The following is a 17,621-nucleotide window of genomic DNA, read 5'->3' as shown; positions in this document are numbered from 1 at the left end:
ACTCCCTATAACTATTCCTTTTGATTCAGTAGATTTCAAATATCGTGCCGGCTTTCTTCAATTAAAACACAATCTTCAATTGCCTTACGCTTCTGTTACACACCTGCCCAAACATCTTTCGCATATCTTCCTTCCGCCTGCAGCTGTTCAAGCCAATTCAAGGAAACTTTTGAATCAGTGTTATGCACCTTTTCATACGCCTGAAGCAGTACATTTTCGACAGCCGGAGCCATTTTGCTTCCGTCTCCGCATATATAGAGATGGCCGCCTTGGTCAAGAAGCGCAATAATCTGTGCAGCCTCGCGAAGCAGGACATCCTGTACGTAAACTTTACAGTCCTGATCTAATCTGGAATACGCCCGATGCACGGTGACAAGGCCGTTTTTCTCCGCATGGTCGAATTCATCTTTGTACAGATCGTCTTCTTCAGGATGTCTGCAGCCGAAGTATAAATGAGCTTCGCCCAGGCTGTTACCGGACATTTTTTCTGCAGCCCGCGCCTGGATAAATCCCCTGAACGGTGCAATTCCGGTGCCTGCTCCGATCATAATGAGAGGCGTTTTCGTATTTTCAGGCAATGCGAAACCCGACTGCGGCGAGCGGATGAAACAGACGGCAGAATCGCCATTTTGTAATCCGGCTAAATAGTTCGAAGCCACGCCCCTGTATTCTCCCCGGCCGCTCCACGCCGGAGCCGTCACAACGCCGACCGTGATACTGAGCTCCCTTTTGTTTGCCTTCGGTGAGCTTGAGATTGAATAATAGCGCGCCTTTAAGGACGGCAGAAGTTCTAAAAAGCGCTCAAACGGCAGTTCACAAGCCGGATAATCTTCCAGCAGGTTCAGCATGGTCATTCGTTTTTTCAGCACGTTTTCTTTATATGCCGCATCGTCAGAATAAAGATGCTCCAATTCTTTTTGGTGCGGCGGGCACACGGTATGGGCGGCAAGTTCGCGAAGCTGGGCTCTCGTTGCCGGTTCCTGCAGCTCTACATATGACGCCAAAAGCTCCGGCGCATTAACCGGCCGGTCCGTCGGCAGATGAGGCAGCTGCCGGCCCTTGATCTTAAAGTGCTGGTTCGGATCAAGACCGAATCGGCGAATGACACGGCTGATCAGTTCCCCGCTGTTTTGCGGAAGCACCCCGAGATGGTCTCCTTCCCGATACGTTTCGGTTTTCGGGAGACGCAGCTCAATATGCCGGACTGAACGCTTGCTGCTTTCGGTATGAAGCTCTTTGTTTGTGATGACTTCCGCCTCAAATGCTTTGTACGTTTTGGCAATCGGCGTCTCGGCTGCTTCACTTACGTATTCGATTGATAACTGTGATTTGTTTGCCTGTTTTGGAGCGGCCTCTATATGAAAAGCCTTCATGATGTCCTTCCAGAATGAGTCTTCCCAGGCTTCCTGACTGTACTCAAAATCATCGGCATTGTCGCCCTCCCCGATAGAAGTCAGCCTTTTTGCCCCTTTTTCTTCAAGCACTTTGTCTATCAGGCGGGGGATCCTCTGGTAAGTGGCGGCCCAGTTGCGGTCTCCGCAGCCGAAGACAGCGTAAGAAACACCCTTTAATTCCTGATCTTCAAGGGTTTCCATCCATTTCACAAAGCCCGCCGCATTATCAGGCGGCGCCCCGTTATAAGAAGCCGTCACAATAACGACTGCGCCTTTTACAGGCAGTTTCCCCGTATAATCATCGAGCGGGCCGGTTTCAGTTGAAAATCCTTTGCTTCTGCCGATGTCAGCCAGCTCTTCCGCGATTCCTTCCGCAGTTCCTAAATTTGATCCGTAAAGAATGAGAAGCGGCGTTCCGTGGGACGGTATTTCTGTCGTTTCTTCTTTGTGACCGCTGCCTTCAGCTTTATGGTTTTGTGCGGACTGCTGATTGGACACATCCTTGTTTTTCACACGGATTTTAAAATCACCGGGCTTAATGGTTAAAGCTTCTTTAATCGTAAGCTCATAATCAGTATGATCAATCAGTTCAAAGTGTTTAAGGACAAGGCCGAGCACCATTGTCGCTTCCTGCAGAGCAAACTGCATCCCGATGCATGCGCGCTGTCCGTTTCCGAACGGCTTATACGCATCAGCCGGAATTGCCGCGGGATCGCTGAACCTTTCCGGACGGAATAACTCGGCATCTTCTCCCCACGCGCTTTTATCCCGGTGCAGCTGCGGAGTCAGAATCGTCACCGGCTGTCCCTTCGCAATCGGATATTTCCCGCCGAGAACCGTATCTTCTTTCGCGTACAGGGAAAATGCCGGGGCAGTCGGATACAGCCGCAAAGTCTCGTTCAGCACCATGCGGATATATGTCAGCTGCTGAATCTGCTTATATTCAGGTGTCTCTCCCGTCAGCACCCGCTCGGCTTCCTGAACGGCTTTTTTCAATTTATCTTTATTTTTCAGCAGGCAGTAAATTGCGAATGAAAGCAGTCCGCTTGTGGTTTCATGCCCAGCGATCAAAAAAGTAATAATTTGATAGCGGATATTTTCATCATCCAGCCTTTCCCCTGTTACAGGATCTTTCGCTTCAAGCATCAATGCTAAAAGATCAGACAGATTCTCATCCGGATTTTCCCTCCGCTCAGCGATGATCCGGTCTACAAGCGAATTCATCTCTTCAATATCCTGCTGGAACTGATGTCTCGTTTTGATCATCAGCTTGTCCTGCAGGCTGTGTCTCTGTGATTGGCGCATTGCCTCCTGCAGCGCGCGAAGCATGCTCGTGATAAAAGGATGCTGTGTGTCGCGGTAAAAGCTGTTAAAGCGGTAATGAAATCCGCACAGGCCGATTGTATCCAGCGTCAGGCGCGTCATATCTTCGGCAACGTCAATTTCTTCATTCGGATTTAATCTGCTCCACTTCTGCACGAGCTGCATGGCAATATCAAGCATCATTGAATGATAGCCTTTCATCGCCTTCTGGCTGAAGCTCGGCAATAAAATCCGATGCGCTTTCTGCCAATTCTTTTCGTGAGTCCAGCTCGTAAATAGTCCGTCACCGCCAAACTCACGGACTTTCAGCAAGGCTTTACTGAGGTTTTTATCAAATCGCTTTTCATCACAGACTTCTGCCGCGAGCTCGCGGCCTGAGACGAAGACCCCGACAGAGCTCGGAAATTCAAAACGAAAGATCGGGCCGTATTCTTCGGCAATTTTCCAGAGCGATTGTGACAGTTTTTCTTTTTCCAAGTGAGGGAGATTTTTCAGAGGTCCGTATGTTTTCGGCTGCGGTATAGCGCTTAGCTGTTTCATATCGATCTTCCTTCCTTCGGCGAATAATTAATGAGTTCTGATGGCATCCCAAGAACATTGTTCCAGTTCTTTCAGAAACGGTTTTGTTATTTCGACGCTTCCCGTCCGAATAAGCTGATAGAGTTTGAGATATGCCCCGAGCAGCAGCGCCATCAGCACATTGGACGGCAGATTGCGGAGCACACCTTCAGACTTGCCGCGCTGAAAAAAGACGTCAAGCATCTGTGTTATTTCATCAAGAAGCTTACGGCTCGTTTCATTAAGAAAGTAGGCGTCCTTATTCGTTTCAAGAAAAAACAATGCATACTCACTTTCCTTCGTAAAATCAATCAGACAATAAAACAGGTGATGAAACCCTTCTCTTACAGAGATACCCTGAAAGTCCGTTTTGACTTTTTTCATAAAACGCTGCGCACTTTCCTGATACAGTACGTTCACAAGTGTCTCTTTACTGTCAAAGTAACGGTAGATTGTGCCGGTTCCGACATCGGCCTGAGCGGCAATCATCGGAATCGTCGTGGCGTCAAATCCTCTATCTGTAAACAAAGTAAGCGACGCTTTCATAATGAGTTCAACCTTGTTTGAAGCTGTCATTTCATCCCCCTTTCTAAATGCGGAATGAATGTTCATTCCGTTTGTTCAAAATATTTAAAATGTACGGTCATCTGATTACCATTGTATAAGAAAAAAACTTTTTTTAATATAAAATAGATGTGAAATAACCAAAAATAAGGAAATATGCCCAATTTCACAAAAAGAGCTGCAGTGACTTAAGCAGCTCTTTTTATTTCCCAAGAAATATTCTATTTAATGGCAGTAATAAAATGGAATGAATCTCTGCTGACAACTGAAATGTCTCTGAAATGCTGATCATAGAGCACCTGAATCACATCCTTCTCACTCATCCGCGAAGGTTTCAAAACCATATAGAAACATCCGTCAATTTGAAGAACGCGGTACACTTCTTTACATGCTGTCCTGTAATCGCTGACTGTTTCAGCAGTATGTAATGAGAAAACTTTATGAAAGCTGCGATCGCGGAACGGTAAGCTTTCAGGCCTCCCCTGCTGAATGTTTCCGCGCCCGGCTTTTATAACCGAACGGTTTGCGCGCTGTGTTTTCCGTATTTTACGTTTCGATGTTTCTATGCTTTTAAGACTGCCCTTTTCAAGCTGTCCGATGATTTGTTTAAACATTGAGCCGTTTCCGGTCCCGATTTCCAAAATGCGGTCGTATTCCTGTATGTCCATCAAGATTTGCTGAATGACTGACTCTGCCGGTTCTGATGCAGCAAAGTATTTCGCGCGCATTCGTTTTAATGCTGAAGATGTATGTTGCAACATTGTATAACACCCGCTTTTCCATTCCTGTGATTTATTATTCAGAAATAATATTATCTCGTATTAGTATGAGGTACTAACTAGACGCACTTCTCTTTATGAACGTTTCGATTTATTTGAAATTTATATTTGTTTTCATAAAAAAAAAGACGGAAAACGTAGGTTTTCCGCCTGCTCTAGTACCAATAATACGGTGCTATATATCTTGTCTGCCGGGAAAGCGCCGCCATTCTCTGCCGGCGATACGGGTTGCCGTAGCCGTGTTTAAATGAATGGGGCATTGACGCATACCCGTGCCCGATGGATGGAATTCTGTTCTGACCGCCTTGCATGCTATCACCCGCTTACCAATTTTTCTTTCTTTACCATGGTATGCAGGCCGTCTGCGACGTGACAGCAACACCCTCGCTAAACCTGGTCCTTCTCCATTGTGTAATGATTCAGCAGTTCAATTCTGAACATGATGATCTCCTCCTTCTCCTCCGTTTTGGCCCTTCGTGTCCGTTCAGTTCATATAAAAGTGTTTCAGCTGGCGTTCTTTCGCTTCATTATAAAACTCTTCGACCTGCTGTTCTCGTTCATACTCTTCCGCACTTTTAAAACGCTTTGAAATGGTCAGTGTTAAAAAGAAAAGATTAATGGTCATTATCGCTCACCCCCTTTCAATATCCGCACAAGCGAAAATAACCCGCAGCAAACTTCATATGCGCTGCGGGCAGACTAAATCCGCAGACAAAAGAAGACGGAGCTTCTTTCCCTGCGGGGAGCTGCGAATGTCCTGATACTCCGAAATTAACGTGCTTGACGGGCAGAGGTTAAGGAAGGACACGAACTCTTCCACAGGCTGAATCGGTTCAATTGTAAATTTTGATTGCCGTTTAACGTCGTCATGTGATTCAACCTCCCTTTGCTTTTTTCTTACTTTGTAAGTATATCCATCAGTTTCCATTTTGTAAACATTTTTTTCAAGATTTGGACGGAAAATGTGCTGGCATTCCGCTTCAATTGTCCGTGTTTTCCGGCATCTTTCTTACCTCAGGAAACTCTTTTCATCCCTTGCTTTTTCTGATCTTTTTTTGAATATGCAATAAAATAAATAAGGCCGACAAACACTGCCCCGCCGATTACATTCCCGATAAAGGCCGGAATGAGATTGCCAATCAGATCACCCCACGAAAAAGAACCTGCAAAAATCGCAGCCGGGATGATAAACATATTGGCTACAACGTGCTGAAAACCAATTGCGACAAACGCCATAATCGGAAACCATATACCCGCGATTTTTCCGGCTCCGTCTTCTGCGCCGAAAGAAAGCCAGACGGCCAAACAGACAAGCCAGTTACAGCCGATCGCCGAAACAATGACTTTTCCAAACGGCATATCCAATTTGCCTTGTGCGACCGCAATCGTTTTTTCCAAGTAAGGTCCTGTTTCGGTTAATCCGACAACATGTCCGAAAAAGTAAGCGACAAACAGTGCGCCGACAAGATTCATCAACGTCACGATCACCCAATTTTTCACTAATGCACCGGCGGATATTCTTCTGGAAAACAGCGCCATAGATACCGACATCATATTTCCCGTAATCAGCTCCGCGCCGGCAAGAACGACGAGCACCAATCCGATGGGAAACACGGACGCCCCGATTAAACTCGACAGGCTTCCCCATTCTTTCGGAAGGTCGCCGATGACACGGATGTCAAGCAAATAACCGAGTGCGATAAACGCTCCTCCCAAAAATCCTAATACAATCAGTGCTGAAAGCGGTGAATGCACCTTTTTTACCCCTGATTCGACCGCAAGCTCCGCTATTTCGTCCGGTTTACGAAAAGCCATAATAACCCCTCCATTTATCATTTCAGCCCGCAGTTTCCAAAGACGCCTAACAAAAAAGGCAGCATTCAAACAGCCCGTCTAAAACGGGTTTGAATGCTGCCTAACTTGTATGCATACCCATACAACAATATCAAGCAGAATGAAAATATTAGCTATAGAAAATGTACAGATCATGCACACATTCCATAAAAAAATCGTCCTTAAGCCACTGCTGGCAGTTCATATCATATCAAATGTGACAATTTCGTGTCAATTGAATTTTTTTCAGCTTTTGATTTCTTCACGGCGCTCTTCAATGGTTCGGTCAAAGACAAATACAGACACCGCAATATTCTCTTCGATCTTGATGTCTGAAAACAGATGCACGAGCTTTGCTCCGATGAGCTCTTCCATTCCGTCAGGCGTTTGTTTTGAATACAGTTCCTGAATTAAGCTGGTCCGCGCCGCATGAACCATTTCTCTTCCTTCAGGCGTGCGTGCGATAAACTGCTCACTTGCGCTTAGATTGCCGTAAAGCGTTGATACCGCCATGTTATCCACAAAAACGGTGTGAATTCGTTCCGGCCCCTTTCCAAATAATTCTTTGCGCAATTTCCGGATAATATCGTTAAATTCATGAATTTTTTTAGACATATTGTCCCCTCCGATTTCAGCCTATGAAAGACATTCCCGGTTCCCCTTTTTGACATTTCACCTGGTTAAAGTTTTCCTTTCGTATTGTATTATAATAAATATCACCTTATAATAAAAGCAGTGAAGATGGATTTGTAATAGGAAACGTGTTACGAGTCTATCGTTTTATACAAATAGGATTGGTCTGTTAGTAAGACTTGCTAGTGAACTATTCCGCCATGCGTATTTATACCGTTCTCCGGACAGGAGGCCGGTATCTATGTGCATGGCTTTTTTTCGAGTTTAAAAGATGGAGGGGAATTGGAAGTGACAGACGTTCAGTCTATCCGTGTCAAAATTGACGGCACGGAGTATGAAGCACCAGAGGGGTCAAAGATTTTAGATATTTTAAACCAAAATGGCATTGAGATTCCGCAAATATGCCATGTACCGGAAGTAGATCCGATTCAAACATGTGACACCTGTATTGTTGAAGTAAACGGGAAATTGCAGCGCTCTTGTTCCACGGCTGCAGAAAACGGGATGTCCATCTCGCTTACGTCGGGAAGGGTAAAAGAGGCTCAGACAGAGGCCATGGACCGCCTGCTCGAGAATCACCTGCTTTACTGTACGGTATGCGATAACAACAACGGCAACTGCACACTGCATAATACAGCGGAAATGATGGGAATTGAGCATCAGAAATATCCGTATACGCCGAAAGATGATTCAAAGTGCGCGGTTGATATGTCTCACCCGTTTTACCGCTATGATCCGAACCAATGCATCGCCTGCGGCCAATGTGTGGAAGTGTGTCAAAACCTTCAGGTGAATGAGACCCTTTCAATTGATTGGGAGCGCGACCGCCCGCGGGTCATTTGGGATGAAGGCGTCGCCATTAATGAATCATCCTGCGTCAGCTGCGGCCAATGTGTCACTGTCTGCCCTTGTAACGCACTGATGGAAAAATCAATGCTCGGCCAAGCCGGATTTATGACAGGAATAAAAGAAGATGTCATGGAACCGATGATTGATTTAGTGAAAAATGTTGAACCCGACTATACAAGCATCTTCGCCGTGTCAGAAGTGGAAGCGGCTATGCGCGATAAACGGACGAAAAAAACAAAAACAGTCTGCACGTTCTGCGGCGTCGGATGCTCTTTTGAAGTATGGACAAAAGGCCGTGACATCCTTAAAATTCAGCCTGTTTCCGATGCTCCGGTTAACGCGATTTCCACTTGTGTGAAAGGGAAATTCGGCTGGGACTTCGTGAATTCGGAAGAACGGATTACAAAACCGCTTATCCGGAAAAACGGCGCATTTGTTGAATCGTCATGGGAAGAAGCTCTTGATCTTGTCGCTTCAAGACTCGGTTCGATCAAGGCCGAACACGGAAATGGTTCTGTCGGTTTTATTTCTTCTTCTAAAATTACGAATGAAGACAACTACGTTATTCAAAAATTAGCGCGTCAAGTATTTGAAACCAACAACGTGGATAACTGTTCACGCTACTGCCAGTCACCGGCAACGGACGGCTTATTCCGCACAGTCGGTATGGGCGGTGACGCCGGCACAATTAAAGATATCGCAAAAGCGGGCCTCGTGCTCATCGTCGGCGCCAATCCGGCGGAAGGACATCCGGTTCTGGCCACACGCGTGAAACGCGCACATAAGCTGCACGGACAAAAATTAATTGTTGCCGATCTGCGCAGAAATGAAATGGCTGAACGGTCCGACCTCTTTATCAGCCCGAAACAAGGGACTGACCAAGTCTGGCTCATGGCAGTGACAAAATATATGATTGACCAAGGCTGGCACGATCAAGCGTTTATTGATGAGAATGTCAACTACTTTGAAGATTATAAAGAAACGCTGAAAAAGTATACATTAGAATATGCGGAGCGCATCACCGGACTTTCTCAGGATACGATCATCCGCATTGCCGAAATGATTCGTGATGCAGACGGCACTTGTGTTCTTTGGGGCATGGGCGTTACCCAGAATACAGGCGGCTCTGATACATCAGCGGCGATTTCCAATCTGCTGCTTGCCACAGGAAACTACCGCCGCCCGGGCGCCGGAGCCTATCCGCTGCGGGGACATAATAACGTTCAAGGCGCTTGCGATATGGGAACTCTTCCAGGCTGGCTTCCGGGGTATCAGCATATTACCGATGATGAGGCACGCGCTAAATTCGAAAAAGCTTACGGTGTTGAAATTGACGGCAAGCCGGGTCTTGATAATATCGAAATGCTCCATGCGATTGAAGAAGGAAACATGAAAGCCATGTATCTTGTCGGTGAAGATATGGCGCTCGTCGATTCAAACGCCAACCATGTTCATGACATTTTATCCAGCCTTGATTTCTTTGTTGTGCAGGATATTTTCCTTTCAAGAACGGCGCAATACGCGGATGTCATCCTGCCTGCAGTTCCATCTCTTGAAAAAGACGGAACATTTACAAACACAGAGCGTCGTGTACAAAGATTGTATCAGGCGCTTCCGACACTAGGCGATGCCAAACCCGACTGGTGGATTATTCAGGAAGTCGCCAATCGTTTAGGCGCTGATTGGGATTACACGCATCCAAGCGACATTTTCTCAGAAATGGCGAGCCTTTCTCCGCTGTTCGGAAAAGCAAGCTACGACGTTCTTAGCGGCTGGAACAGCTTCCTGTGGGGAAGCTTTACGGGAGAAAGCACTCCGCTTCTTTATGAAGACGGCTTTAACTTCCCGGACAAAAAAGCCCGTTTTGCGCTGAGCGATTGGGTGGAGCCTGCCGTATTCCCTGAAGAATATGACCTGCATATTAACAACGGACGGATGCTTGAACATTTCCACGAAGGAAACATGACAAACAAATCGAAGGGCATTCAGTCTAAAGTGCCGGATGTATTTGTTGAAGTATCGCCGGAGCTCGCGGCTGAACGCGGAATTTGCGACGGAACAATGATCCGGCTCGTCTCTCCTTTTGGGGCGGTTAAATTGAACGCGCTTGTGACAGACCGTGTCCGCGCAAATGAGCTTTATCTGCCGATGAACTCTACAGATAAAGATTCTGCGATTAATTTCCTGACCGGGCCTGCGTATGATTCACGGACACATACACCTGCCTATAAACAGACAAAAGTCCGCATGGAAGTGCTCGGTTCCTGTGATACACCGCCGCTTCCGAAAACGAATCCGCGGAACAAAAAACGTCATCCGCAAAACGGTGTGGAAGCTCAGCGAAAATGGAACCGTCCGGGCTATGTGCACTTAACTGATTAAGGAAAGGAGGAAACATTATGGCAAGCCCAATTACTGAAATTCAAAAAGAAACGAAAACAGAGGAACAGCTGAAAGCTGAAAAACTGGAAGAACTGAAGACGCTTCTCGCAGAAAATGAAGAAGCCGTCGCGAAAACGATGTCTATTATGGCAGAGCTGAATGGCTTGGGCATTTTTGATGCCGCCGGCTATATGCTCCAGGCAAAAGAGGAGATTGCCAAAATCGCACTCGGACAGATTTCCCGGGAACCTGTCACCAATCTTCTGAATACGATGATGGCCGCGGGAGGCGCGCTGTCAAAAGCTGATCCCGAATTTATGGGCAGACTTTTAGAAAGCGCCATGGCCGGGACGGATCAGGCGCAAAGATTTTTAAAAGAGGACAGGAAAGTCAGTATGTTTGAACTGATGAAAGCCGTCGGTGATCCCGATATTAACCGCGCGCTCGGCTTCGGGCTGCAGTTTTTAAAAGGAATGGGAAAAGAATTACGCGAAACCCCGTCTGAATAAGAAATGAAAGAGCCATTGTCAAAAGACAATGGCTTTTTTTATTCATCGGCCTCTTCCAGCCTCTTTTTATAAACAAGTGAACGGTCAACGCAGAAATAAGCGCCCGCTAAAAATGCACAATCCGTTACAAACATCAGCATTTTCTGGCCCGCAGTCAGCCCTTGTCCGGGAAGAACCGCGCCGATATAAATGAAGGTGCTGACTGCAAGCAGAATAAATGCGTAATGCTTAAAATCTTCTATTAATGATTTCAGTCTTTTCTTCTCCATATAAGGTCACCTGCCAGTTTTATAGTCTACCAACATTATAATACAAGCTGACAGCCGACAGAGAATGTAAATCTATCCATTCTTTATAAAAGGGAATCAAGCGCCTGTTTCACATCCGCCGTTAAATCCTCAGTATCCTCAATACCGACTGAGATCCGTACGAGCCCGTCGGTAATGCCAAGCGCAAGCCGGCGGTCGCGCGGAATCGAAGCGTGCGTCATTCTGGACGGCACGGAGATTAAGCTTTCAACCGCTCCTAAGCTTTCAGCGATTGTAAACAGGTTCAATTTTTCTAAAAACGCGTCGACGCGTTCACTGCTGCCGATATCAAAGGAAATCATTCCGCCGAAACCGGAGCTTTGCGCTTTTGTCAGCTCATGGCCCGGATGTTTCACTGATCCCGGATAGTAGAGCGTCTGAACGGCATCATGCGCTTCAAGCAGCTCGGCGATTTTCCCGGCGCTGTGATTGATGGCATCCATTCTGAGTCCCAGTGTTTTAATGCCTCTCATTAAAAGCCATGAATCCTGCGGTCCTAAGACGCCGCCCGTTGAGTTTTGCACGTAATGAAGCTTTTCACCGAGCTCTTTATCAGCCGTCACGACTAAGCCGCCGACGACATCGCTGTGGCCGCCGAGATATTTTGTCGCGCTGTGAAGCACGATGTCCGCGCCGAAGCTGAGCGGCTGCTGGAAATACGGCGTGTAAAACGTATTATCGACGATAAGCAATACGCCCGCTTCTTTTGCGATGTCAGACATCAGTTTGAGGTCAGTCACTTTCAATAGCGGGTTTGTCGGTGTTTCGATATAAATGGCTTTCGTATTCGGGCGAATGGCCTTTTTGACTTTTTCTTCACTGCTCGTATCAACAAAGTCCGCTTCAATACCGAAGCGGTTCAGCACACCTGTCATCACCCGGTAAGTGCCGCCGTATACATCATCCGTCAAAATAACATGATCGCCGCTGTCAAACAGCATCATGACGGCAGTAATCGCAGCCATGCCTGAGCCGAACGCATATCCCGCCGCGCCGCCTTCAAGCTCCGCAATTAAGCTTTCAAGCGCCGTCCGCGTCGGATTGGCCGTTCTTGAATATTCATAACCCGTATGCTCGCCCGCTTTCGGCTGCCGGTACGTGCTTACTTGATAAATCGGTACGGAAACCGCTCCTGTTTTTTCATCTCCCGTAATTCCTCCGTGCACCATCAGCGTTTTTTTCTTCATCTTACTGACCTCCTTGAAAAATGTTTTTGCTTATATATCGATCGCTGCCGTCAGGGAAAATAGTGACGATATTTGATCCGGCGGGCGCTTTTTTCGCTTCTTCAAGCGCTGCATAAAGAGCCGCCCCTGAAGAGCTTCCGATTAAGAGGCCTTCTTTCTCGGCCGCTTCTCTGACAAGCGAAAACGCCGTATCGTCTTCCACTGTGTAAATGGCGTCAAAATGGTTCTCGTCCATATAATCCGGGATAAACTCCATGCCGATGCCTTCCGTTTTATGGGCATGCGGCTCTCCTCCGTTCAGGATCGAGCCTTCCGGTTCAACGATCACCGTTTTGACGGCAGGATTTTTCTCCTTTAAATAAGCTGCCGTACCGGCAAAGGTGCCGCCGGAACCCGCTCCTGCGACAAAGGTGTGGATATCCCCGCCGAGCGCGTTCCATATTTCAGGTCCGATCGTTTTATAGTAAGTCAATGGATTTACTCGGTTTTTAAATTGCAGAACGGCATAAGAATTATTAATCTCTCTCTCCAATTCAAGCGCTTTTCGAATGGCTCCCTGCATGCCTTCTTCTCTCGGCGTATGCACGATGTCCGCTCCGAGAGCTTTCATAATTTGCTGCTTTTCTCTGCTGAAATGCTCCGGGACGCAAAAAACGGCGCGAAGCTGATGCTTTCTGGCGCAAAGAGCGAGTCCGATCCCGGTGTTTCCGGCAGTCGCTTCGATGATAACACCGCCCGGTTTCACCTTTCCCGTGCGTAGCGCATCTTCAATGAGCATTCCGCCCAGCCTGTCTTTAATGCTTCCGCCCGGATTCATCATCTCAAGTTTAGCATAAACCGCTGTTCCCTCCGGTATATCAAAATGCTTGAGACGGAGCAGCGGTGTATTTCCGATCAGTTCTGTAATATCTGTTATCACGTTCAATATGTGTCCTCCTCCTGGAAAAGCGGAGGAGAACGAGAATCCCCCGCTTAGTGAATTCGTTTGATGACATTCAGGACAAGCTCAGTTGAATGAACGGCAGCCTGTTCTAAAAATTTATCAAATGAAACGTCAGATTCTTTTCCGGCAATATCAGATAAAGCTCTGATGACAACAAAAGGCGTTTTGAACTGGTGGCACACCTGTGCGACAGCCGCAGCTTCCATTTCAACCGCGTACAAATCCGCAAATTTGGCGCGTACGTCTTCAACCCGCTTCGGATCATTCATAAAAGAATCTCCCGTAGCGATTGTGCCTTTGGCGACTTGAATGCCGTTCAGTTCAGAAACCGCTTCCTCAGTAATACTGATCAGCTTTTCATCAGCTTTGTATGCTGCCGGAAGACCCGGCACCTGTCCGTATTCATAGTCAAACGCCGTCACATCCACGTCATGATGGCGGACATCTGTTGAGATGACGACGTCGCCTACATTCAATGTATGATGAAAACCGCCCGCTGAGCCTGTGTTAATCACATAATCAGGTTTGAAACGGTCAAGCAGAAGCGTCGTGCTGATCGCGGCGTTGACTTTTCCGATCCCCGATTTCAGCAAGATAACTTCGACGCCTTCATAGCTGCCCGTCGTAAACTCACAGTGAGCGATCATCTCTTGTTTTGCGTCTTTCAGTTTGCTTCTTAAAATCGTAACTTCCTCTTCCATTGCTCCGATGACTGCCAGTTTCATTTATACACAATCCCTTCGATTTACCGTTTAATCGCCTCCATTATCCAGACAAAGTCATTTTGCTGCGTAAACCGCGCGGCAAATCCCTCTTCTGAAAAGATGTTTTTCATTGTCCCGAGTGTCGGATAATGTTCCGTCTTTAAATCGTCCGCTAATTGATGATAGCCGTTTCGGATTGCTTTTTTAATTGTTTCATCATAAGCTTCATGATCTTTAAAGACGGTATCGGCAAACACTATTTTATCATGCTTCTGAAGGATTGTGCCATATTGCTTTACAGCCGCTTGCTTTTCTTCATCTGTTAAATGATGAAAGGCGTACGAGCTGACGATGGTATCTATTTGAAAAGGCGGAGCGGGAAACTCCAGAAAATCTCCGTCACTGAACACGGCTTTGTCAGAAAGCTTGTCAGCCGCCAGTTTTCTCATTGACGGAGACGGTTCTACACCAAACACCTTTTTGTTCGCGGCGGCTAATTTCGCCGTTAAATTCCCTGTGCCCGGTCCGAACTCTAAAACGTTTAAACCTGAAAGTGCGACGATGCTGTCAAGAATATTGTCATACCCTTTAAAAACATCAGCATATTGTTTGTCTGCCCCATGCACTGTGGCATCATAAGTCGCTGCCCAATCTTCAAATAATGGAATAAATTCACGGCCCATATTTTTCACTCTCCATAATTTATAATTCCTATGAGTATAGTATGGATTAATCGTGGAACAGTTCCTATCCTATCACAAAAAAGAATGGAAGGGTACTAAAATACTTTGGGATTATTGCGCAATTACGGCAGAAAGGCTTATACTTTCATTGACTCAGAAGAAAAATCAGGAGGATCTGTACTGATGAATTTTCAATTGGATTTAATCAAAGATAAAGTAGAATTTTTCGAAGCGGCATCTTTGCAGGAGCTTGAAAAGAAAATAAACGTTCAGATTGAAAACAACCAGGCGATTATGCTTCGCGTCCGTTCTGTATCCCATCAAGTGACGGCCGTTGACGGCAGAATCCTTTACAGCGCGTCGGTGCATTTTTCAGCTGACGTATGACAGAAAAAAGCAGCTGAATAATCAGCTGCTTTTTTGCGGTTATTTTAACGTTTCTACTTTTGTCGGCTTCCAGCCTTTTTTGTCTTTCCAAGTGATGGTGACCTGATACTTTTTGCCGTTCGTTTTGTCTAAAACTTTACCCTTCGCATCTTGCGGGCTTCCATTGTTTCCGAGCCACAGCACTGTCATGTGATCTTTTGACACGCCTGTTGCGTAAGAGATGGCGTCAAGCATTTCGGACCAGTCTTCAGAGCTTGAGTCATACGTCGCCGCATGTTCTCCCGTCTGCTTTGTGCCGACCGCTTTCCATTTTGGGTTAACAATTGTTTTCTCGACATCGCTTGATGAGCCGCCCTCTGTTATTTTTGCGCCTTTAAAAGGATCGCTTGAATCAGAGTCTTTTTTGCTGCTGTCATCACTTTTCGATGAATCATCGTCTTTTTTGCTGTCAGAGTCTGAAGATGAATCAGATGTGTCCTTATCCTGTTTATCTTTTTTGTCATCGTCTGATGCCTTATCTTTTTTGCTGTCTTTTATGTCTTCATCGGATGTCTGCTTCGTCTTGCCTGATGCAGGTGTTTCCTGCTTCTGGCTCGTGTCCGCTTTTTCGCTCACGTCGCTCGACGGACTGTTGATGAAGAGGCTGACTGCAACGACGACAATAAGAATAGATACGATAGCAATTAAAATGTTAAGCACCATATTTGCTTTTCTGCGCTTATCACGGTTTTCAAAACGAGATTGTTTATTGCTCAATCATTCTGCACTCCTTTATCCCTCTTGCTCAGCATATATTTTAACATGGGCTGAGCGGTTGTTCTATGTCTGATTTGTTTCATTTTCATGTACCTTTTTAACAATATCATAAAACACTGTATTTGTCAGAGCCTTATCCCCCGGCGTGTCCATGTGCAGCACCACGAGAGCGTATTTCGGCTTGTCCGCGGGAAAGTATCCCGCAAACCATTTGTGGTAAAGCGTCTGTTTTTCTTTTGTGAACATTCCCGTCTGGGCCGTTCCCGATTTGCCTGCTATCTCATACGGCAGATCCTGAAACCTTCGGCCGGTTCCTTTCGGTGAGGTGACGACTTCTCTGAGAATTTTTTGAAGCTGCTGCGCCGTATATTTGTCGATGTTTTCCCCTTTTAACGGCTGATCTTTGAATGACGCCATCGTCGTTTTGTTTTTGTATTCAATTTTGTCCGCGATTTTGACTTGTTTTTTTTCACCGCCGCGCGCGATCGCCGCCATCATATTGGCGACTTCAAGAGGCGTGACTTTCACGTTTTTTTGTCCGATCGCCGTCTGTGCGACGGCTTTTTTTACGGTTTTGTCTTTGTCATCTCCCCAAATGACCCCGCTTTTTTCATTATACAGCTGCCTGAATCCGTCTTCCCGGTACAGCTTGCCTTCCCAGCCCGCCCGCTGTGTGAGACCTAGTTTTTCCGCCATGTTTTCAATAACGGAATCATCTTTTTTGATCAATTTTTCCGCAAGACTTGTAAACGTATAATTGCAGCTTTGGGCAAAGCTTTCTCCAAAACTGAGCGTGCCTTTGTCATCCCCCGGCTCTCCGTACAGGTTGAGATTGCAGTTAAAGGATGTGCCCGGCTTCACTTCGTTTTGTTCTATTGCGGCTGCGGCGATCACCGTTTTAAACACTGATCCCGGATAAATCGGCGTCAGCATGTAATTTTGCAGTGTCTGCTGCTTTGACATGTCAGCGTCAGGCTTTGATACCATTCCGAGCACACTGCTTTTTTCAATGTCTAAAAGGACGGCTCCCCCCTTTTTTAACCCGCGGTCTTTCAATACATCTTCCATTGCTTCTTGAATATTGCGGTCGATGGAGGTTTTGACTTGCAGCGGATAAAACGCGTTTGCTTCAGCCGTATATTTGACGTCCATTCCGAATAAAGGGTTTCCCCTTCCGTCGACATGATACAAAAGTTTTGTGTCCTGATCCGCCAGTAAAAACTCATCAAACGTCCGCTCCATCCCGCTTGTCCCGATTTTTGCCGTGATCGGCAGTTCCTTCCTCCCGGGGTATTTCTTTTTCAAAAGCTCAGGGTCCTGGTTTGTCGCGCCCAACAGATGAGCGGCTATGTTTGTTTCTTTGCTGTCTTTCATATATACGCCGTAAATGCCGGGATATTTCAAAGAATTGATATTTGCCACGGATTGTTTCGTCAAATGTTTTATTTTTCTGCTGTTCAGGATCACCGGTTTTTTTGCTTCCGTGAGCAGCTGCCTGAGCTCCCCCTGTTTCATTCCGAGAATGTCTGATACCCGGTCAACCGGCCAATCCTGCGTCACGAGAAAGGGAAACAGTATGACGGCAGGCTGCTTTTTTCCGGTCAGCTCTTTGCCGTTCCGATCAAGAAAAGAGCCGCGTCCGTCTGAAATAAGGACTTCTTCCGTCCGCTGCTTGACGCTTTCCTGAATCAGATTAATATTGGATTTTGAAAAAGATTCTGTAAAAAACAGCTGAATTTCAGCCAGCCTAGCAAGCAGAAAGAAAAACACGAGCAGAAAACAAATCACGGCCGTTTTCAGCCTTTTTGATACGATCATAAAAAACACCT

17 protein-coding genes are annotated in these 17,621 nt (G+C 46.4%); 3 read left to right on the top strand and 14 right to left on the bottom strand.

Going from position 1 to position 17,621, the window contains the following annotated elements:
• Positions 1 to 95 precede the first annotated feature (95 nt).
• The 7 genes from ACWJJ4_RS06965 to ACWJJ4_RS06935 form a co-directional block, all read right to left on the bottom strand.
• Positions 96 to 3,257 carry a bifunctional cytochrome P450/NADPH--P450 reductase gene (locus ACWJJ4_RS06965; RefSeq protein ID WP_146277222.1) on the bottom strand — a complete coding sequence of 1,054 codons (3,162 nt, stop codon included), beginning with the start codon at positions 3,255 to 3,257 and terminating at the stop codon, positions 96 to 98.
• 27 nt (positions 3,258 to 3,284) lie between these two features.
• Positions 3,285 to 3,851 carry a TetR/AcrR family transcriptional regulator gene (locus ACWJJ4_RS06960; RefSeq protein ID WP_003152789.1) on the bottom strand — a complete coding sequence of 189 codons (567 nt, stop codon included), beginning with the start codon at positions 3,849 to 3,851 and terminating at the stop codon, positions 3,285 to 3,287.
• A 209-nt stretch (positions 3,852 to 4,060) separates the two neighbouring features.
• On the bottom strand, positions 4,061 to 4,600 hold the full coding sequence (locus ACWJJ4_RS06955) for a class I SAM-dependent methyltransferase (RefSeq protein WP_327969239.1): 540 nt from the start codon (positions 4,598 to 4,600) through the stop codon (positions 4,061 to 4,063).
• A 173-nt stretch (positions 4,601 to 4,773) separates the two neighbouring features.
• A complete protein-coding gene (locus ACWJJ4_RS06950; protein WP_007408227.1) occupies positions 4,774 to 4,929 on the bottom strand; it encodes a hypothetical protein in 156 nt (51 codons plus the stop codon).
• A gap of 173 nt (positions 4,930 to 5,102) precedes the next feature.
• Positions 5,103 to 5,243, bottom strand: coding sequence for a YrzI family small protein (locus tag ACWJJ4_RS06945; protein WP_003152787.1), 141 nt, complete (start codon positions 5,241 to 5,243; stop codon positions 5,103 to 5,105).
• Between the two features lie 389 nt (positions 5,244 to 5,632).
• Positions 5,633 to 6,433 carry a formate/nitrite transporter family protein gene (locus ACWJJ4_RS06940; RefSeq protein WP_007408225.1) on the bottom strand — a complete coding sequence of 267 codons (801 nt, stop codon included), beginning with the start codon at positions 6,431 to 6,433 and terminating at the stop codon, positions 5,633 to 5,635.
• Positions 6,434 to 6,697: 264 nt separating this feature from the next.
• Positions 6,698 to 7,066, bottom strand: coding sequence for a DUF2294 domain-containing protein (locus ACWJJ4_RS06935; protein WP_003152783.1), 369 nt, complete (start codon positions 7,064 to 7,066; stop codon positions 6,698 to 6,700).
• Positions 7,067 to 7,372: 306 nt separating this feature from the next.
• On the opposite strand from ACWJJ4_RS06935, the gene fdhF reads away from it, so the two are divergent.
• Together fdhF and ACWJJ4_RS06925 are read left to right on the top strand one after the other, a co-directional pair.
• Positions 7,373 to 10,315, top strand: coding sequence for a formate dehydrogenase subunit alpha (gene fdhF, locus ACWJJ4_RS06930; RefSeq protein WP_454021611.1), 2,943 nt, complete (start codon positions 7,373 to 7,375; stop codon positions 10,313 to 10,315).
• A 17-nt stretch (positions 10,316 to 10,332) separates the two neighbouring features.
• Positions 10,333 to 10,824: a DUF1641 domain-containing protein gene (locus ACWJJ4_RS06925; protein WP_003152780.1), complete on the top strand. Its 492-nt coding sequence runs from the start codon at positions 10,333 to 10,335 to the stop codon at positions 10,822 to 10,824.
• 38 nt (positions 10,825 to 10,862) lie between these two features.
• On the opposite strand, the gene ACWJJ4_RS06920 is transcribed toward ACWJJ4_RS06925, so the two are convergent.
• The 5 genes from ACWJJ4_RS06920 to ACWJJ4_RS06900 form a co-directional block, all read right to left on the bottom strand.
• Complete coding sequence (locus ACWJJ4_RS06920) at positions 10,863 to 11,093, bottom strand: YrhC family protein (protein WP_454021527.1); 231 nt, start codon at positions 11,091 to 11,093, stop codon at positions 10,863 to 10,865.
• A gap of 83 nt (positions 11,094 to 11,176) precedes the next feature.
• Positions 11,177 to 12,319 carry a bifunctional cystathionine gamma-lyase/homocysteine desulfhydrase gene (locus ACWJJ4_RS06915; RefSeq protein ID WP_369614558.1) on the bottom strand — a complete coding sequence of 381 codons (1,143 nt, stop codon included), beginning with the start codon at positions 12,317 to 12,319 and terminating at the stop codon, positions 11,177 to 11,179.
• 1 nt (position 12,320) lies between these two features.
• Positions 12,321 to 13,244, bottom strand: a complete 924-nt coding sequence (locus tag ACWJJ4_RS06910; RefSeq protein ID WP_014305481.1) for an O-acetylserine dependent cystathionine beta-synthase — start codon at positions 13,242 to 13,244, stop codon at positions 12,321 to 12,323.
• A gap of 47 nt (positions 13,245 to 13,291) precedes the next feature.
• A complete protein-coding gene (gene mtnN, locus ACWJJ4_RS06905; protein WP_003152774.1) occupies positions 13,292 to 13,987 on the bottom strand; it encodes a 5'-methylthioadenosine/S-adenosylhomocysteine nucleosidase in 696 nt (231 codons plus the stop codon).
• Positions 13,988 to 14,007: 20 nt separating this feature from the next.
• Positions 14,008 to 14,649 carry a class I SAM-dependent methyltransferase gene (locus ACWJJ4_RS06900; RefSeq protein WP_128574849.1) on the bottom strand — a complete coding sequence of 214 codons (642 nt, stop codon included), beginning with the start codon at positions 14,647 to 14,649 and terminating at the stop codon, positions 14,008 to 14,010.
• 183 nt (positions 14,650 to 14,832) lie between these two features.
• Between ACWJJ4_RS06900 and ACWJJ4_RS06895 the strand changes: the two genes are divergently transcribed.
• Complete coding sequence (locus ACWJJ4_RS06895) at positions 14,833 to 15,036, top strand: YrzA family protein (RefSeq protein WP_003152771.1); 204 nt, start codon at positions 14,833 to 14,835, stop codon at positions 15,034 to 15,036.
• Positions 15,037 to 15,075: 39 nt separating this feature from the next.
• On the opposite strand, the gene ACWJJ4_RS06890 is transcribed toward ACWJJ4_RS06895, so the two are convergent.
• Both ACWJJ4_RS06890 and ACWJJ4_RS06885 read right to left on the bottom strand, forming a co-directional pair.
• Entirely contained in the window at positions 15,076 to 15,792 is a 717-nt protein-coding gene (locus tag ACWJJ4_RS06890; protein ID WP_003152769.1) for a YrrS family protein, read from the bottom strand.
• 63 nt (positions 15,793 to 15,855) lie between these two features.
• Complete coding sequence (locus ACWJJ4_RS06885; RefSeq protein WP_003152768.1) at positions 15,856 to 17,610, bottom strand: peptidoglycan D,D-transpeptidase FtsI family protein; 1,755 nt, start codon at positions 17,608 to 17,610, stop codon at positions 15,856 to 15,858.
• Positions 17,611 to 17,621: the final 11 nt, after the last annotated feature.

This window comes from Bacillus sp. JK62 (assembly GCF_053663455.1).
Note: the sequence above shows the minus strand (reverse complement) of the source record. Positions and strands in the feature narration are given on the sequence as shown.